Source organism: Martinezella lusitana (genome assembly GCF_010668395.1).
GTDB classification, from domain to species: domain Bacteria; phylum Pseudomonadota; class Alphaproteobacteria; order Rhizobiales; family Rhizobiaceae; genus Rhizobium; species Rhizobium lusitanum_A.
The window spans coordinates 438,591-455,370 of record NZ_WUEY01000005.1; the positions used below are offsets into that span (position 1 = coordinate 438,591).

At 62.4% G+C, this 16,780-nt stretch carries 15 protein-coding genes; 9 read left to right on the top strand and 6 right to left on the bottom strand.

The genetic code is table 11. The annotated features are described in order from the left end of the window. Positions 1-496 precede the first annotated feature (496 nt). From modA to modC, 3 genes are all read left to right on the top strand, one after another. Entirely contained in the window at positions 497-1,294 is a 798-nt protein-coding gene (modA, locus tag GR212_RS14795) for a molybdate ABC transporter substrate-binding protein (protein WP_163987318.1), read from the top strand. A gap of 86 nt (positions 1,295-1,380) precedes the next feature. After that, positions 1,381-2,082 (top strand): molybdate ABC transporter permease subunit, encoded by a 702-nt coding sequence (gene modB, locus GR212_RS14800; RefSeq protein ID WP_163987319.1) that lies wholly within the window; start codon positions 1,381-1,383, stop codon positions 2,080-2,082. Continuing rightward, positions 2,079-3,152: a molybdenum ABC transporter ATP-binding protein gene (gene modC, locus GR212_RS14805; protein WP_163987320.1), complete on the top strand. Its 1,074-nt coding sequence runs from the start codon at positions 2,079-2,081 to the stop codon at positions 3,150-3,152. The genes modB and modC overlap by 4 nt, the downstream gene beginning before the upstream one ends. Before the next feature lie 6 nt (positions 3,153-3,158). Here the strand turns inward: modC and GR212_RS14810 are convergent, their stop codons facing one another. Further along, positions 3,159-3,542, bottom strand: coding sequence for a winged helix-turn-helix domain-containing protein (locus tag GR212_RS14810; RefSeq protein WP_163987321.1), 384 nt, complete (start codon positions 3,540-3,542; stop codon positions 3,159-3,161). Positions 3,543-3,943: 401 nt separating this feature from the next. On the opposite strand from GR212_RS14810, the gene rsfS reads away from it, so the two are divergent. From rsfS to GR212_RS14840, 6 genes are all read left to right on the top strand, one after another. After that, positions 3,944-4,390 (top strand): ribosome silencing factor, encoded by a 447-nt coding sequence (gene rsfS / locus GR212_RS14815; protein WP_163987322.1) that lies wholly within the window; start codon positions 3,944-3,946, stop codon positions 4,388-4,390. Positions 4,391-4,561: 171 nt separating this feature from the next. After that, the gene (rlmH, locus tag GR212_RS14820; RefSeq protein ID WP_163987323.1) at positions 4,562-5,044 is read left to right on the top strand and encodes a 23S rRNA (pseudouridine(1915)-N(3))-methyltransferase RlmH; all 483 of its coding nucleotides are present in this window, start codon (positions 4,562-4,564) and stop codon (positions 5,042-5,044) included. Positions 5,045-5,234: 190 nt separating this feature from the next. Then, positions 5,235-6,674 (top strand): murein hydrolase activator EnvC family protein, encoded by a 1,440-nt coding sequence (locus GR212_RS14825; protein WP_246725759.1) that lies wholly within the window; start codon positions 5,235-5,237, stop codon positions 6,672-6,674. Next, positions 6,664-7,992 carry a S41 family peptidase gene (locus GR212_RS14830; RefSeq protein ID WP_163987325.1) on the top strand — a complete coding sequence of 443 codons (1,329 nt, stop codon included), beginning with the start codon at positions 6,664-6,666 and terminating at the stop codon, positions 7,990-7,992. Before GR212_RS14825 ends, GR212_RS14830 begins: the two co-directional genes overlap by 11 nt. Before the next feature lie 218 nt (positions 7,993-8,210). Beyond that, the gene (locus GR212_RS14835) at positions 8,211-9,395 is read left to right on the top strand and encodes a divergent polysaccharide deacetylase family protein (protein ID WP_163987326.1); all 1,185 of its coding nucleotides are present in this window, start codon (positions 8,211-8,213) and stop codon (positions 9,393-9,395) included. 15 nt (positions 9,396-9,410) lie between these two features. After that, the gene (locus GR212_RS14840) at positions 9,411-9,950 is read left to right on the top strand and encodes an RNA pyrophosphohydrolase (protein WP_163987327.1); all 540 of its coding nucleotides are present in this window, start codon (positions 9,411-9,413) and stop codon (positions 9,948-9,950) included. A 46-nt stretch (positions 9,951-9,996) separates the two neighbouring features. On the opposite strand, the gene bfr is transcribed toward GR212_RS14840, so the two are convergent. The 5 genes from bfr to GR212_RS37070 form a co-directional block, all read right to left on the bottom strand. Next, positions 9,997-10,482, bottom strand: a complete 486-nt coding sequence (gene bfr / locus GR212_RS14845) for a bacterioferritin (RefSeq protein ID WP_149637944.1) — start codon at positions 10,480-10,482, stop codon at positions 9,997-9,999. Further along, complete coding sequence (locus tag GR212_RS14850; RefSeq protein ID WP_163987328.1) at positions 10,448-10,759, bottom strand: (2Fe-2S)-binding protein; 312 nt, start codon at positions 10,757-10,759, stop codon at positions 10,448-10,450. Before GR212_RS14850 ends, bfr begins: the two co-directional genes overlap by 35 nt. 140 nt (positions 10,760-10,899) lie before the next feature. After that, entirely contained in the window at positions 10,900-14,364 is a 3,465-nt protein-coding gene (locus tag GR212_RS14855) for an error-prone DNA polymerase (RefSeq protein WP_163987329.1), read from the bottom strand. Next, positions 14,361-15,788: a Y-family DNA polymerase gene (locus tag GR212_RS14860; protein ID WP_246725776.1), complete on the bottom strand. Its 1,428-nt coding sequence runs from the start codon at positions 15,786-15,788 to the stop codon at positions 14,361-14,363. The genes GR212_RS14855 and GR212_RS14860 overlap by 4 nt, the downstream gene beginning before the upstream one ends. A gap of 40 nt (positions 15,789-15,828) precedes the next feature. Beyond that, complete coding sequence (locus GR212_RS37070; RefSeq protein WP_246725760.1) at positions 15,829-16,779, bottom strand: ImuA family protein; 951 nt, start codon at positions 16,777-16,779, stop codon at positions 15,829-15,831. Between the last annotated feature and the right edge of the window lies 1 nt (position 16,780).

A 16,780-nucleotide genomic window follows, 5' to 3' on the forward strand; every position in this document is an offset into this window, starting at 1 on the left:
GGCTTTTGAACCTGATCAGCAACTGGGAGGAGGATAGTTGCTGATCCACATCGAACGGCATTGGGAGGAGGAGATCGCCGTTTCGATGTTTATGTTTTAGCAGATTTTACCGATTGATAAATGGCCGATTGCGCAATGCAGCAATGTAATCAGAGCATAGCTTCAAAAATTTTCTGCCCAAAAAACGCTTATTTCAGGAAAAGGCGATCTTTGCCTTTTGTTACCACAGCGAAACTTAGCGCTGAATAGTCCGCAATTCCACGGTTTGTAACGTTACGTTTCGCTTCGTGAGCGTTCGCCAATCAAGTGGGCGAATCCAGCCATGCGTTATCGTGAAGGCCACGACCCGTTCATATGCAGCGCGATATCGAAAGTCCATAAAATTCGTAGGGTTACGCTGTGGGATCACGATGTATTTTTGCAGATACATCCCTAGCCAAGCTTCGCGCATCGTTATATCTCTCGAAATATGTCGACATCTTTGGGGAGAAATAAGATGGCCACCAGCCGCCGCAGATGGATCAAGCTTGCAACCGCCGCACTATCAGCCGCATGGCTCAGCCTCTCGGTTATGCCGGCACCGGCCTTCGCCGCCGACAAGATCGTCGTCTTTGCCGCCGCCAGCATGAAGAATGCGCTCGACAATGCCGATGCCGCCTTCACCAAGGAAACCGGCAAGGAAGTCACCGTCTCCTATGCGGCGAGCGGCCCGCTCGCCAAGCAGCTCGAAAACGGCGCACCGGCCGATGTTTTCATCTCCGCCGACACCAACTGGATGGATTATGTCGCCCAGCGGAAGCTGATCAAGGACGACAGCCGCGTCAACCTCCTCGGCAACAAGCTCGTCCTCGTCGCCGCCAAGGACAAGGCCAAGCCGGTCGAGATCAACCACGGCTTCGACCTGGCCGGATTGCTCGGCGATAGCCGCCTCGCGATCGGCCAGCCGGAATCGGTGCCGGCAGGCAAATACGGCAAGACGGCGCTGGAAAAGCTCGGCGTCTGGGCTTCGGTTGAAAAGAAGGTCGCCGGCGCTGAAAGCGTGCGTGCCGCGCTTGCGCTGGTTTCGCGCGGCGAGGCACCCTACGGCATCGTCTATCAGACCGATGTCTCGGCCGATCCGGGCGTTGCCGTCGTCGGCACCTTCCCGGCCGACAGCCATCCGCCGATCGTCTATCCGTTCGCCATCACTGCCACCAGCAAGAACCCGGACGTACAAGCCTATTTCGACTATCTGAAATCGGCTAAGGCTGTTCCGTTCTTCGAGCATGAGGGCTTCACGATCCTGAAGCAGTGAGCGTCGTCACCGCACGTCAGGCATGACAGTTCAACCATCAGGCTCGCCGACCAGTGGCGGGCCTGAGACGTTTTAAGGGGCAGGGTTTGGACGCATTGGGTTTGAGCAGCGACGAATGGACGGCCATAGAGCTGAGCCTGCGCGTTTCCGTCGTCGCCATGCTGGTGAGCCTGCCCTTCGGCATCGCGGCCGCCTATCTGCTTGCGCGCGGCCGCTTCTGGGGCAAGTCGCTCCTCAACGGCGTCATCCACCTGCCACTGATCCTGCCGCCTGTCGTCACCGGCTTTATCCTTCTCATTCTCTTCGGCCGCAAGGGGCCTATCGGCTCGCTGCTCGACCAGTATCTCGGCATCGTCTTCTCCTTCCGCTGGACGGGCGCCGCGCTCGCCTGCGGCGTGATGGGCTTTCCGCTGATGGTGAGAAGCATTCGCCTGTCGATCGAGGCGGTCGATCGCAAGCTGGAGGAAGCCGCCGGCACGCTGGGGGCCAGCCCAGCCTGGACTTTCCTCACCGTGACCCTGCCGCTGATCCTGCCCGGCGTGATCGCCGGCATGATCCTGTCCTTCGCCAAGGCCATGGGCGAATTCGGCGCCACCGTCACCTTCGTCTCCAACATCCCCGGCGAGACCCAAACCCTGTCTTCGGCCATCTACACCTTTACCCAGGTTCCGGGCGGCGATGCCGGCGCCATGCGGCTGACCATCGTCGCCATCGTGATCTCCATGGCGGCGCTGCTCGCATCGGAATTCCTCGCCTATCTCGCCGGCCGGAGGGTGGATTTCGAATGACGCTCTCGGTCGATATCCGCCATCGCCTCGGTGCCTTTTCGCTGGAGACGTCATTCACCTCCGAGGGCGGGGTGACGGCCCTTTTCGGCCGCTCCGGCTCCGGCAAGACGTCGATCGTCCGCATCATCGCCGGCCTCACCCGGCCCGATCATGGCCGCGTCAGCCTCGACGACACGGTACTTGCCGACACCACCAGACAGATCTTCGTTCCCCGCCACCGCCGTCGCTTCGGCTATGTCTTTCAGGAATCGCGTCTTTTTCCGCATTTCTCGGTACGGCAGAACCTCAATTACGGCCGCTGGTTCGCGCCCCGGAACGAGCGTAGCGAAAGCTTCGACGGCGTCGTCGATCTGCTTGGCATCGAGAAGCTGCTCGACCGCCGGCCGGCAAAACTCTCCGGCGGCGAAAAGCAGCGCGTCGCGATCGGCCGCGCATTGCTTTCCTCGCCGCGGCTTTTGCTGATGGACGAGCCGCTTGCCGCACTCGACGAGGCGCGCAAGGCGGAAATCCTTCCCTATCTCGAACGGCTGCGCGACGAGACCAGGATTCCCATCATCTATGTCAGCCACTCCATCGCCGAGGTGGCGCGTCTGGCAAGCCGCGTCGTCGTCATGCGTGACGGCAAGGTCGAGACGATCGGCGCTGCCGTCGATATCTTCAGCCAGCTGTCCGGCCCGCTGGCAACCGACCGTCGCGAAGCCGGCGTGCTGCTGGAAGGCCGCGTCGAGTCGATGGATGACCGGCATCGTCTGACCGTCGTCGCCCTGAAGACGGCAAAACTCGTCGTGCCGGGTCAGGCCGCCGCGATCGGCAAGACCGTACGCGTCCATATTCCCGCCCGCGATGTCATGCTGGCGACAGCCCGGCCCGAGGGTCTCAGCGCCCTCAACATTCTCGATGGCGTAGTGCGCGACATAGGCGCGGCCGCCGATGGTACCGCGGAAGTCAGGGTCGATTGCGGCGGCGACATCGTCACCGCCCGTATCACGCAGTTCTCGGCAGAGCGTCTTGGATTGAAGGCCGGCCTGCCGATCCATGCGGTCATCAAGACGGTGGCGCTGGAGCAGTAGAACCGGTCAAGCCTTCTTGGACGAACCGTCCGCCGGGTTGCGGTTGGCTTCGAGCCAGTTCAGATCGTCGGCGATGGCGGCGCGCAGGGTCGTTTCCATGTCGCGGAAGCGCCGCAGCAACTCCTCGCCGAACGGGGTCAGAGCAGCCCCGCCGCCCTTCTGGCCGCCGCGCTGCGATTCGACGACCGGCTCTCTGAACATGTGGTTCAATTCGCTGATGAGCATCCACGCCCGGCGATAGGACATATCCATGGCGCGGCCGGCGGCCGAGATCGAGCCGGTCTCCTGAATATGTTCGAGAAGCTCCATCTTGCCGCGCCCCAGCCGGTCCTGCCCGGAAAAACTGATGCGGAGGATGGGCTTCAACGATGGCTGCGGAGCGTCTGTCATGGCACCTGTGGCGGTTTGGTCCTCATGGTGTATACGCGGCCTTCGCCTGGCTGTACATGCCACAGGAAATGGGTTGTTGCGAGCCGGTTGTCCCGCGATCTTCATCCCGGAATAGAGCAGGCTCAAACCTGATATCGCTCGGCAAAATATGCGCTCGCCTGCAAAATTCGCGATCGGCCCCCTGGCCGCACCTCTGGCCGCAACCTCATTCTTCTCGACCAAGCGGTCCTGTGAAGGCCGGTCCGATGGCCCCCGAAGAGGCATTCCACCCATATCTGGTGCGAAAATGCCGGTTTCGGACACAAATCCTTGTCTTGTGCGCCATCTCGACACCGCCTGCGTCTTGAAACCTTAATGCTTTGATGCCTATCTTTGTAGCGTGATCGACTCAGATCGCGTATGTGCCTGTTCTGTTACTCAAGGAAGGAAGAGCACTGACAACAGTACACGCCAAGGGAAGAACGCCTGTCGTTATCCCGAAGAGCCCGGAACGTGGCGCTGATGCCGCTGCCCGCGCCCTGCAAGCCGTCCTCGCAAGCCTCGAGGACTCCAAGGCCGAAAATATCGTCACCATCGACATTGCTGGCAAGTCTGCGCTTGGAGACTACATGGTCGTCGTCTCCGGTCGATCGAGCCGCCATGTCCTGGCGATTGCCGACCATCTCACGACCGATCTCAAGGACGAGGGCTTCGGCAACGCCCGCGTCGAAGGTCTCGATGGCGGCGACTGGGTGTTGATCGACACCGGCGACATCATCATCCATGTCTTCCGACCGGAGATTCGCGAGTTCTACAACATCGAAAAGATGTGGGCCGCACCCGATCTCGACGAAGGCACGCTGCACTAACCGAGCGACGGCATTCCGAGGAAAAGCGCGCAGCGGTTTTCCGTCCGGAATGCGGAAATGCTCCAGGGGGCTTTCCCGGCCCCGGTTGGCAGCCTCACATCGCCGGACATGATTGTCCGGCAAGAGTTTTGTTTTGTGCCGCCATAAAGGCGGATAGGCTTGGGAGCGGGAATGCGGATAGGTCTTTTTGCGGTGGGACGGTTGAAAGCCGGCCCTGAAAAGGATCTTGCGGCTCGCTATCTCGACCGTTTCGCCAAGGCCGGGCCGGCCATCGGCCTGGAAATGGCGCGCATGACCGAAGTCGCCGAAAGCCGCGCCTCCAACAGCGAGACCCGCAAGCGCGAAGAGGCGGGCCTGCTGCAGAAGGCACATCCGGACGGCGGCGTCCTCATCCTTCTCGACGAACGCGGCAACGCGCTGGACAGCGAAGCCTTCGCCACCATGCTTGGGACGTTCCGCGATCAGGGCAAGCGCGACCTGACGATCGCCATAGGCGGTGCCGACGGCCTCGACCCCTCGCTGTACGACAAGGCCGACATGACCGTTTGCCTCGGCAAGCTGACCTGGCCGCACCAGCTTGTGCGCATCCTCATCGCCGAGCAGCTCTACCGCGCCGTCACCATCCTCTCCGGCCATCCCTACCATCGGGTATAGGTGCCTCGGCCCGGCTTCGAAAACAGTTTGGCTTTCGGTCTTTTTGCGTTAACGAAACGCTCACACAGGCGTGTTTTGATTCCCGCCTCGAAAATGACGATGCTTCCTAGCTGATCGCGGCAAATCAGCCTATTTTTACGCGATCCGAAGGGACCAGGCCCGAACCGACTGGATGAGAAAAGCCCCGCCCATGCTTTCGCGTCTCGTGCTGCCAGCTTTGGCGGCATGTCTCGGTGCGGGCGCTTACATGGCCGGCCCCTTCTCGTTGAAGGACGTGGCGCTGGCGCAGGAGACCGATGCCGCCACACCGCAAGGCCCCGACGACCGTCCTTCGACGACGGCATCGACCCCGCCTGCGCAACAGGCAGCCGATCCGGCGGCGGATCTCGCCCGCAAGCGCGATGAAACCCGCACGCAACTCGACGAGCTTTCCAGGACGATCAGCCTCTCCTCCGACAAGACCAAGGAACTGGAAGACAGCATCGCTTCGCTCGACAAGAGCACGAGCAGCCTGCGTCAGGCACTGATCGACAGCGCTGCCCGCCGCAAGGAACTGGACCGCAAGATCCAGCAAAGCGAGAAGACGCTGACGGATCTTGCCGTCAAGGAAGACAAGATCCGCGCCTCCCTGCACGATCGCCGCGCCCTTCTGGCCGAAGTGCTGGGCGCGCTGGAGCGCATGGGACGCAACCCGCCGCCGGCGCTGCTGGTGACGCCGGACGATGCGCTCGCCTCGGTGCGCAGCGCCATTCTTCTCGGCGCCGTCGTGCCGGGAATGCGCAAGGAGACGGACAAGCTCGTCGCCGATCTTACGGATCTCAGCAAGCTGCACGCCGATGCCGCCGCCGAAAAGGCCAGCTTCACCGACACCATGACCAACAGTCTGGAGGAGGAGCGGCGCATGGATCTGCTGATTGCGGAGAATGACAAGCATAGCAAGGAGAATGCCTCGCAGCTCGAGACGGAGCGCAGGCGCGCCGAGGAGCTGGCGGGCCAGGCAACCAGCCTGGAAGGGCTCGTCGCCTCGCTGGAAAGCCAGATCGGCTCGGTGCGCGATGCCGCCGCTGCCGCCCGCGCCGAGGAGGCGCGCCGGGCGCAGATGACCGAACAGCAGCGCGAGCAGGCGAAAGCCCTAGCCGAAAACGGCGTGCCCGATAAAAACCGCATTACGCCCGCATATCCCTTTTCGGACCTTAAACAGAAGTTGGAGCTGCCCGTGGCGGGCGATATTCTCCGCCATTTCGGCGACGACGACGGTACCGGCCATACCGCGATGGGACTGACCGTCGCGACCGGTCCGGATGCGCTCGTGACGGCTCCCGCCGATGGCACGGTCGTCTATGCCGGCGCGTTTCGCAGCTACGGACAAATGATCATTCTGGACACGGGCGACGGCTATCACATGGTGCTGTCGGGAATGGACGCGATCAAGACGCGCCCGGGCAGATTCGTCTTCGCCGGCGAGCCGCTCGCCACGATGGGCCAAAAAAGAGTCGCGAGCGCGACCGCATTGGCGCTGGAAACGGATCGGCCAACGCTTTACATTGAATTCCGAAAAGATGGGAAGCCGGTCGATTCTCGGCCCTGGTGGACCTCCAAAGACACTGGAAAGGCACGCAATGATACGTAGGGCTTCTCTTGTTCTCGTTGGCGCATTGATGGGTGCGACCGCGATGAGCGTTATCTACTCGGCGGTAGCGCCGGCGGAAGCCGCTGGCACTTCCACCTACAAGGAGTTGTCGATTTTCGGCGACGTCTTTGAGCGCGTCCGAGCCCAGTATGTAACGCCGCCGCAGGAAGACAAGCTCATCGAAGCCGCCATCAACGGCATGCTGACCTCGTTGGACCCGCATTCGAGCTACATGAATGCCAAGGACGCGGAAGACATGCGCACCCAGACGAAGGGTGAATTCGGCGGTCTTGGCATCGAAGTGACGATGGACAACGATCTCGTCAAGGTCATCACCCCGATCGACGATACGCCCGCCGCCAAGGCGGGTGTGCTTGCAGGCGACTATATCACCGCGATCGACGGCCAGTCCGTTCGCGGGCTGAAGCTGGAAGACGCCGTCAATAAGATGAAGGGCGAAGTCAAGACGCCGGTCAAATTGACCTTGATGCGCAAGGGCGTCGACAAGCCGATCGAACTTACGGTCGTTCGCGACGTGATCGCCATTGCTGCCGTCAAGTCGCGCGAGGAAGGCGGCGACGTCGGCTATATCCGCATCATCTCCTTCACCGAAAAGACGACGCCGGACCTCGAAGCCGCGATCGCCAAGATCAAGAAGGACATTCCGGCCGACAAGTTGAAGGGCTATGTCCTCGACCTGCGCCTCAATCCGGGCGGCCTGCTCGACCAGGCGATCAACGTTGCCGACGACGTGCTCGAGCGTGGCGAGATCGTCTCGACCCGCGGCCGCAATCCGGACGAAACCCGCCGCTTCAACGCCACCCCCGGCGATCTGACCGATGGCAAGCCGATCATCGTTCTGATCAACGGCGGCTCGGCTTCGGCTTCGGAAATCGTGGCCGGTGCGCTTCAGGATCTGCGTCGCGCCACCGTCCTCGGCACCCAGTCGTTCGGCAAGGGCTCCGTTCAGACGATCATCCCGCTCGGTGACGGCAACGGCGCGCTTCGCCTGACGACGGCGCTCTACTATACGCCGTCGGGCCGCTCGATCCAGGGCACGGGCATCACGCCTGATGTCAAGGTCGACCAGCCGCTGCCGGACGATCTGAAGGGCAAGCTGACGACGGAAGGCGAATCCAGCCTGCCGGGCCACATCAAGGGTCAGAGCGAAACCGACAAGGGCTCGGGCTCCTCGGCCTACATGCCGCCGGACCCGAAGGACGACATCCAGCTCAACTATGCGCTCGACCTGCTGCGCGGCGCCAAGACGGATCCGTCCTTCCCGCCGAACCCGGAAAAGGCAGTTTCCTCCAAGTAAGGAGATCGCGCCGGGCTGGAAACAGACCCGGCGCTTTCACAACCGGGGAGCGGAACAACGCGTATCGTTCCGCTCTCTCCGGCCGAATGAGTTCGGCCCTGTTCAAAACAGTTTCGTTCATGTTTTAGCACTTTCAGTGCTGCGGGCATTCTTTTCGCTTCGGCGAGAGCGGAACGCTCGAGGCCGACACAATTTTCCGCTTGGGGTGGATAGGAACTTTGGGAACGGATTTGCATGCACCGTTGGGACAGAATCGCGGCCCCGGCCGGCCGCGCCGCCCACCACCCTTTGGGCGCATTCTCGGCGGTTTCTGCCTGATCGCGATCGCGGGCTTTTCCCTGTATTCGGCGCTTATGCGCGACGACCTGCGAAAGACCCAGCCGGTCGAGACGGCAAAGAAAGAAGATCCGGCGCCGCCGGCCGACGCAAAGCCGGCGCCGGCCAGCCAGGCGGGCCTGACCCAGGTCGATCCGCAGTCCGGCGCCAACACGACCCGCGTCGTTACCGGCGACGGTTCCGTCGTCACCATGTTCAGCCCGGGCAACCGCGACGGCAGCGGCCCGGTATTGATCAACGCCAACCAGGTGGGCCAGGACCCGCGCATGGCGGCAACGCCGAACGACAGCCTCCTGGAAGACTCGCCCTTCGGCAAGCTGCCGATCGTCTCACCGAGCGGCCTGAGGCCGATGGATCAATATGCGCGGCCGTGGTCCGGTGCCCGCGGCACGCGCGTCGCCATCGTCGTCAGCGGCCTCGGCCTCAGCCAGACAGGCACGCAGCGCGCCATCGAGAAGCTGCCGGAGGAGATCACGCTCGCCTTCGCCGCCAGCGGCAACAGCCTGCAGCGCTGGATGCAGGAAGCAAGGCGCGGCGGCCACGAGATCCTGATCCAGGTGCCTTTCGAGCCCTTCGACTATCCCAGCAACAATCCGGGACCGGAGACGCTGCTGACCTCGCTATCGGCCGCGAAGAACATCGACAACCTGCACAAGGCCATGGGCAAGATCACCAACTATACCGGCGTGATGAACTATCTCGGCGGCCGCTTCCTGGCCAATCCCGGCGCGATGGAGCCGATACTGCGCGATGTCGGCAAACGCGGCCTGCTGTTCCTCGACGATGGTTCTTCCGCGCAGTCGCAATCCGGAACGCTCTCCAAGACACTGGAGGTTCCGCATGCCTTTGCCGATGTTCAGCTCGACGGAGAGCTGCAGCAGGACGCGATCATGAAGAAGCTCGACGAGCTGGAGCGCATCGCTCGCCGCAACGGTTCCGCGATCGGCGTCGCCTCCGCCTTCGACGAAAGCGTCGACGCCATCAGCAAATGGAGTGAGGAGGCCGCCATGCGCGGCATCGAAATCGTGGCGGTCTCGGCGCTTGCCGACGACCCGAAACATCCCTGACCGCTGGAGAGAAAGATGAGCACGCCCCACGCGCCCGTGAGAGCCGAAGACCTGCCTTACCGCCCCTGCGTCGGTATCATGATCCTGAACCGGGATGGCCTCGTCTGGGCCGGCCGGCGCATTCCGATCGGCAATTCCGAATATGACGGCTCGCCGCAGCTCTGGCAGATGCCGCAGGGCGGCATAGACGAGGGCGAGGATTCGCTGAAAGCCGCCTATCGCGAGCTCTACGAGGAAACGGGTATGAAAACCGTGACCCTGCTGGCCGAGGCGAAGGACTGGATCAATTACGATCTGCCGCCGCAGCTGATCGGCATTGGCCTGAAGGGAAAATATCGCGGCCAGACGCAGCGCTGGTTCGCCTTTCGCTTCGACGGCGACGAGAGCGAGATCGCCATCAATCCGCCGCCGGGCGGCCACGAGCCGGAGTTCGATGCTTGGGAATGGAAGCCCATGGCAACGCTACCGGGCCTGATCGTCGCCTTTAAACGATCGGTCTACGAGCAGGTCGTTTCCGAATTCAGCCATCTGGCCGGCCTGAAGGCCGAAGACTGAGCGGGGAAGGCCGGCCGCCCGAGCGGCCGGTTCCATGGAGCATCGATTATTCTGCGGAATCGGCGGAATCAGCGTTGAGCTGGCCGTACTTGGCTTCGCCGATCTTTCCGAGAAGGTCGAGCTGGGTTTCCAGGAAGTCGATGTGACCTTCCTCATCCGCCAGCAGCTCTTCGAACAGCTTCATCGAAACATAGTCGCCGGCGTCATGACAGATGTCGCGCGACTTCTTGTAGGCCGTGCGGGCGTCGTATTCGCCGGCAAGATCGGCCTCCAGCACTTCCTTGACGTTCTGGCCGATGCGCAGCGGCGCCAGCGTCTGGAGGTTGGGGTGACCTTCAAGGAAGATGATGCGTGCAACGAGACGATCGGCGTGCTGCATCTCCTCGATGGATTCCGCACGCTCCTTCTTGGCGAGCTTCGTGTAGCCCCAGTCCTCGAGGAGTCGATAGTGAACCCAATACTGATTGACTGCGCCAAGCTCGAGGAACAGCGCCTCGTTAAGCCGCTCGATGACTTTTTTGTCGCCTTTCAATGTCCGCTCTCCTGTTTTCTTCGTGGAATTTTTTCAGGCGGGACATGAAATCAAATATTTCGGCTTCCGTCGAGTGGCGACGGGCGTGATATTCTTCGGTTGTCTGTATAATGATATCAACGACATTCGGGAAACAGCCGCAGCAACGGCCGCGCTTTTCCATGGCGTGATAGACCTTGGCGGGGACGATGAGCTGCCAACAGTCCTGATCAAGGAGTTCAGTGATGACGTCCCGGATTTCCCTGTCAGTGATGTAATTACAGCTACAAACCAGCATTCTTCGTTCAGCCCGTCAAACATGACATTTGCTGTCTTGTTATCTGCTAAAGAAGACGCCCTTTGTCAAGAAAGAAACGATTCGAATTAATGCGCCCGTGCGGCCGGCGCTGATCGTCTCCGGATGCGAAGGCCGCAATCTCAATGGAAATTGCGCCCCCGCGGCATGACTTGCGCCGGTTCGACACCATTGGTGCGGCCTTCCGCCGCTGTCCCGGTGTCAGGCCCGCGCGGCAGCAGCGCACGCTTCTTCTGCCTGTGGTCCATGGTCGGCCGCAACGCCTCGTCCGCCCGATCGCTGACGCCGAAGCGCCGCGCCTCGCGTTGGAGAATGCCGAGCGCCGGGGTCATGTCATCGATGTGATCGACCACCACATGGATGACGCCGCTTTCGCTCTGTAGGCGGCCGCGGATCTTCACCAGCCGCGCGCTCATGACGATGGCGCGGTATTTCTCGAATTTTTTCGGCCAGACGATCGCATTGGCGACGCCGGTTTCGTCCTCGAGCGTCATGAAGATCACGCCCTTGGCCGAGCCCGGCCGCTGGCGCACCAGCACGAGCCCGGCGATCGTCACCATCCGGCCGTTGGCGACATCGGGCAGGTCACGGCTCCGCACGATGCCCTGCCGCGCAAAATCGTCGCGCAGGAAGGAAACCGGATGCGCTTTCAAGGAGAGCGACAGGTAGCGGTAATCCTCGATGACCTGCTCGCCGGGCAGCATTTCAGGCAGCGAAACCGCCGGCTCGATCTGCAGCTCCGCCTGACCGCCGAGATCGAAGAGGGGGAGCTTTTCGGCAGCGCTGCCGGCATCGAGTGCCCGCACCGCCCATAGCGCCTCCCGCCGGCTGAGGCCAACGGAACCGAACGCATCCGCATCCGCCAGTCGTTCGATCTGCGCCTTGGCGAGGCCGGACCGCAGCCAGAGATCGCGCACGGACCGATAGCCATCGCCGCGATGCTCGACCAGCTGCTGCATCTCATCCTCGGACAGGCCCTTGACCTGTCGGAAGCCGAGACGAACAGCACACTGCGACTTGATATGGTCACGCATCGTCGCATGACGTGACTCGACAGCACCGCGATCGAAAGGCGCCTTCTCCAGCAGGCAATCCCAGACGGAATGATTGACATCCACGGGCCGCATCTCGACGCCATGCTCGCGCGCATCGCGCACCAGCTGCGCCGGCGCATAAAAACCCATCGGCTGGGCATTGAGGATCGCCGCGCAGAAGACATCGGGATAATAGGCCTTGAGCCAGGAAGAGGCATAGACGAGCAGAGCGAAGGAGGCCGCATGGCTTTCGGGAAAGCCGTATTCGCCGAAGCCCTTGATCTGCTCGAAACAGTTCTTGGCGAACTCACGGTCGTAACCACGAGTAACCATGCCGCTGATCATCTTTTCCTCGAAGGTATGAATGGTCCCGGTTCGCTTGAAGGTCGCCATCGCACGGCGCAGCTTGTCCGCTTCCGCAGGTGTAAACCCTGCCGCCGTAATGGCGATCTGCATGGCCTGTTCCTGAAACAGGGGAACGCCCAGAGTACGCTTTAGCACCGCCTCCAGCTCTGGACTCGGATAGTCGAGTTTTTTTCCCGCCCGTTTGGCCTCCCGCCGCTTGAGATAGGGGTGCACCATATTGCCCTGGATCGGGCCGGGCCGAACGATCGCTACCTCGATGACCAGATCATAGAATTCGCGGGGCCTGAGACGCGGCAGCATGCTCATCTGCGCCCGGCTTTCGATCTGGAAGACGCCGATCGTGTCGGCGCGGCAGATCATGTCATAGACCGGCCCGCCATCGGGATAATTGGCGTAACCGAGATCGGAGAGCTGTTTCTTTACGTCGTAGTGCAACAACAGCAGGTCGAAAGCCTTGGCGAGACAGGTCAGCATGCCGAGCGCGAGCACGTCGATCTTCAAGATATTGAGATTGTCGAGATCGTCCTTGTTCCACTCGATCATGTAGCGATCGTCCATCGCCGTGTGCATGATCGGCACCACCTCGTCCAGCCTATCCTTAGTGATGACGAAGCCGCCGACATGCTGGGTCAGGTGCCGCGGAAATCCCATCAGCGTCGAGGCATAGGACAGGACGTTCTTCGTTGTCTTGTCGATGAGATCGAGACCGGCAAGCTTGGCCTCGCGTTCGGACAGTCCCTCCGTCGACCAGCCCCAGACGCCGCTCGCAAGGGCCGACTGCACATCCTCCGACAGGCCGAAGGCCTTGGCCACCTCACGGCCGGCCGAACGCGCCCGATAGCTGGTGACCGCCGCCGTCAGCCCGGCATGCTCCTTTTCGTAATGCCTGTAGATGAACTGGATGACTTCTTCGCGCTTCTCATGCTCGAAATCGACGTCGATGTCAGGCGGCTCCTCACGTTCCGTCGAGATGAAGCGTTCGAACAGGAGCATCGTGATCTCGGGATTAACCTCCGTAATCCTGAGACAGTAACAGACCGTCGAATTGGCCGCCGACCCGCGCCCCTGGCACAGGATATTCTCGCTGCGGGCAAACTCCATGATGCGGTGCACTGTCAGGAAATAGGGCTCATATTGCCGCTCGCGGATGAGCTTGAGCTCATGCTCGATCTGCGTCGAGACCTTTTTGGGAACCCCGTCGGGATAGCGCCAGTTCGCCCCCTCCCACGTTAGTCGCTTCAGCGTCTCTGCAACGGTCTCGCCGGGAACGCTTTCGTCGGGATAATTATGTTTCAACTCGTCCAGCGAAAAAGACAGTCGGCTAAAGAATTTTCGCGTATTGTCGATGGCCTTCGGATAGTCTCGGAAAAGGCGAGCCATCTCGGCAGCGCCCTTCATGTAGCGTTCGGCATTGGCCGCCAATTTGAAGCCGGCCTCGGCGATCGGCACATGCTCGCGGATCGAAACGACGATATCGGCAAGCGGCTTGCGTTCGGTCGCATGATAGAGTGGCTGGTTGCTGGCGATCAGCCGCACCCCGTTGCGCTGCGCGATGATGGATAATGTGGTAAAGACCAGACGGTCTCGTCCGTCATAGGCCGGCGACAAGACCATATGAAGTTTTCGGCCGAAGCGTGTCCACAGTCGCACCAGGCATTGCTCCAGTCTTGCCTGCCCCTCTTCCGTCTCGACGCTCTCCGCATCGGGAACGAGCGCCAGCATCATCTCGTCGCCCCATTCCGTCAGGTCGCTTTCGTTGAGGATACAGGCGCCTTTCTCGGCCCTGAGGTTGCCGGCGCTCAACAGCCGGCAGAGATGCGCCCACCCCTTGCGGCTCTGCGGATAGGCAAGGATGTCGGGCGTGCCGTCCGAGAACACCAGACGAGCACCGGGCTGGAAACGGACCGGCTTCAGGAGCGGTTTCACCGGTTCTTCCTTGGCGCTGAGTTCCAGATTTTCCCTGATGGTTCTCTCATATTCCGCCTGGAGAACTTTGGTATGCGCATGCGCCTTGACCACGCCGGCCACCGAATTACGATCGGCAATCCCGAATCCGGAGAGCTTCAGGAGGGCGGCCTGTATCACCATCTCCTCCGGATGCGAGGCACCTTCGAGGAAGGAAAAATTCGTCCTCACTCCTATTTCGAGGAAGGGTACGGGTTCGTGAAAGCTCGGGCGCGCGTTCATGCGAAGACCCCATGCATATACCAGTCCGGCGCCGTCCCGCTCCGGCCATAAAGCCCCTTGCGGAACAGCCAGAAGCGATGACCCTCTTCATCCTCGATCTGGAAATAGTCGCGGGCAGGCTCTTCCTTTTCCTCGGTCCACCATTCCGCCGAAAGCCGCTCCGGCCCTTCGGCCCGGCTGACCCGATGCATGACACGCCGCCAGCGGAACTGCCGGGGCGGACCATCAGGCACTTCGGCGGCAATAGCCTCGATCGGCTCCGGCATGCGAAACAATCGCAGCGGCCGCTCGCCGCGGAAGAAGCCGTGCCCGGCATCCTCTTTGGCGGTCCGCCGCCTGGAGGCGAGGATAGCCATGGCCGGCAGCGGCCGCACGGCCCGCTCGGGGATATGGCTCTGCCGCAATTCGAACCCTTGCAGGCAATCCGGACCCAGCCGTGCGGCCACCCGGTCGACAAAGGCGGCAAGCGAGCCGTCCTGGCGGCTTTCTCCGACGAAATCGCCCTGCATCGCATCGAAGGGCGCATATTGGAGCACATTGAGGCGGATGATCTCGAAGCCGTAACCGACATCCAGATCGTCGTGAATGGCACCGAAGCGCTCCGTGAACAGGCTGGCGACCCGGCTCGGCTCGCGCAAGGGCTGCGATGCGCCGGCGGCGATGCGGAAGACCGCGCCATCCACCCGGAAGAGCAGAAGCTCGAAGGTGCGGCCGCCGACGCCGCGTGCCTCCAGCCCCGGTTTCAGGGTTTCGGCAAGCTGGCGGGTAATCTGCAGAATATCGTCTTCCGCCTGCACCGGTTCGGCAAGCCGGCGCTCGGCCGACAATTGCGCGACCGGCCGGCGCGGCGAGATCGGCTCTTCGACCAAGCCGACAGCCTGATCGAGCCGCAATAGCAGCGGCGCGCCGAACCTGCGGGCAAGCGGCGCCCGCGGCGCGGCCAGAAGATCGCCCACCTGCTTCAGTCCCAGCTTCTGCAACGCGGCAATCGTCTCCTCGCCGAGCCTCAGCGACGCCACGGGCAGCGGCGCCAGCGCCTCTTCCATGGCTTCGGGGGGAACGATGCGACTCTCCTCGAAGCGGGCGACCGCCCAGGAGAGGCCGGGCGCGGAGGAAATGGCGCCGCGCACGTCGAGCCCCAGCCGGGAAATCCGGATCAATATATCCTCGAGCAGCGCCTCCTCGCCGCCGAAGAGATGGGCGCAGCCGGTAATGTCGAGAAACAGGCCGTCCTTGCCGTCGATCGCCACCAGCGGCGTATAGCGGTCGCACCAGTCGGCGATCGCCTCCAGCAGCTTGCGGTCCGCGGCGAGGTCTTCCTCGACGACATCGAGATCGGGGCAGATCGCCTTCGCCTCGGCCACGCCCTGCCCCTGCTTCAAGCCGATCCTCTCCGCACGCTCGTTGAGTGCGGTCAGACGCATGGTGTTGTTGAGCTTGCCGGCGCAGGCCAGCGGCGGCGCTTCAAGCCTGCCTGCCGAACGCCAGGACAGACCCCAGCGCTTGCGCGCGATCCGGTCGGTCGGCAGATGCGGGAAGGTCAGCGCCAGAATGCGCTGCGTGTTCGCCGGGAAAGGCAGGGCATTGAGTGTCGAGGATAGGGGCAAAGCGGCGGTCATGGGCATTCCACTCCAGGGTTATGGAAAGAGGCGCCGGGTTTCGGCTCTTTTCCAAGGTCAGACGAAAGGCCGGATGACCGATGCTGCCGCCAAGCACCGATCCATCCGGCAGGGGCCGCGCCTGCGCCGGCGCGGGTTCGACGGAAAAGCGGAAGAGGGCGCTGCTCGCTTCCTCCTCGCCTCCCTGTCGCAAGAGAAACAAGGGTCGCCCCGCCGCCTTGGCCCTGAGCGCCAGCCGCCGGCTTTCGGTCAGGCCGAAACGGGCCGGATTGCCGCGCACCTCCAGAATGACGACAGCAAAGGCGGCACTGCCAAGTGCGGCTTCCGCCACCCAGAGCGCGTCTTCCAGCTTGCGCGGCGACGCCTGCAGAAAGGCCGCCGGCTCCAGCCCGAAATCCCGGATGCCGATGGCATAGGGCAGGCCCGCCTCCATCGTGGCGACCGTATCGCCGATCCACAGGATCGGAGACGGGGCCGTATCCGTACCCGAAGCCTGCGCATGAAGCTGCGCGGCAAGCGCAAGGACAAAGCCGCTCGCCACCGCCGCATCGCGCAGGCCGAGCGAGCGGATTTCCGTGAGGGCGTCGAGGGGAATACCGCCCTGCATCGCCCCATCGAGATCCTCGACCCCGGTCGCAAGCAATGGCTGGGCAGCATCTACCGACGCAGGCGCCTGCTTCTCCGCAAGCGCTTCACGCGCCGACGCGGCCAGTGCCGGTAGCGGCCTGCCTTCCAGTCGGGCAATGGTTTCACGCAGGGCAAAAAGCGTTTCCCGCGCCACGGCGGCCTCAGCCATG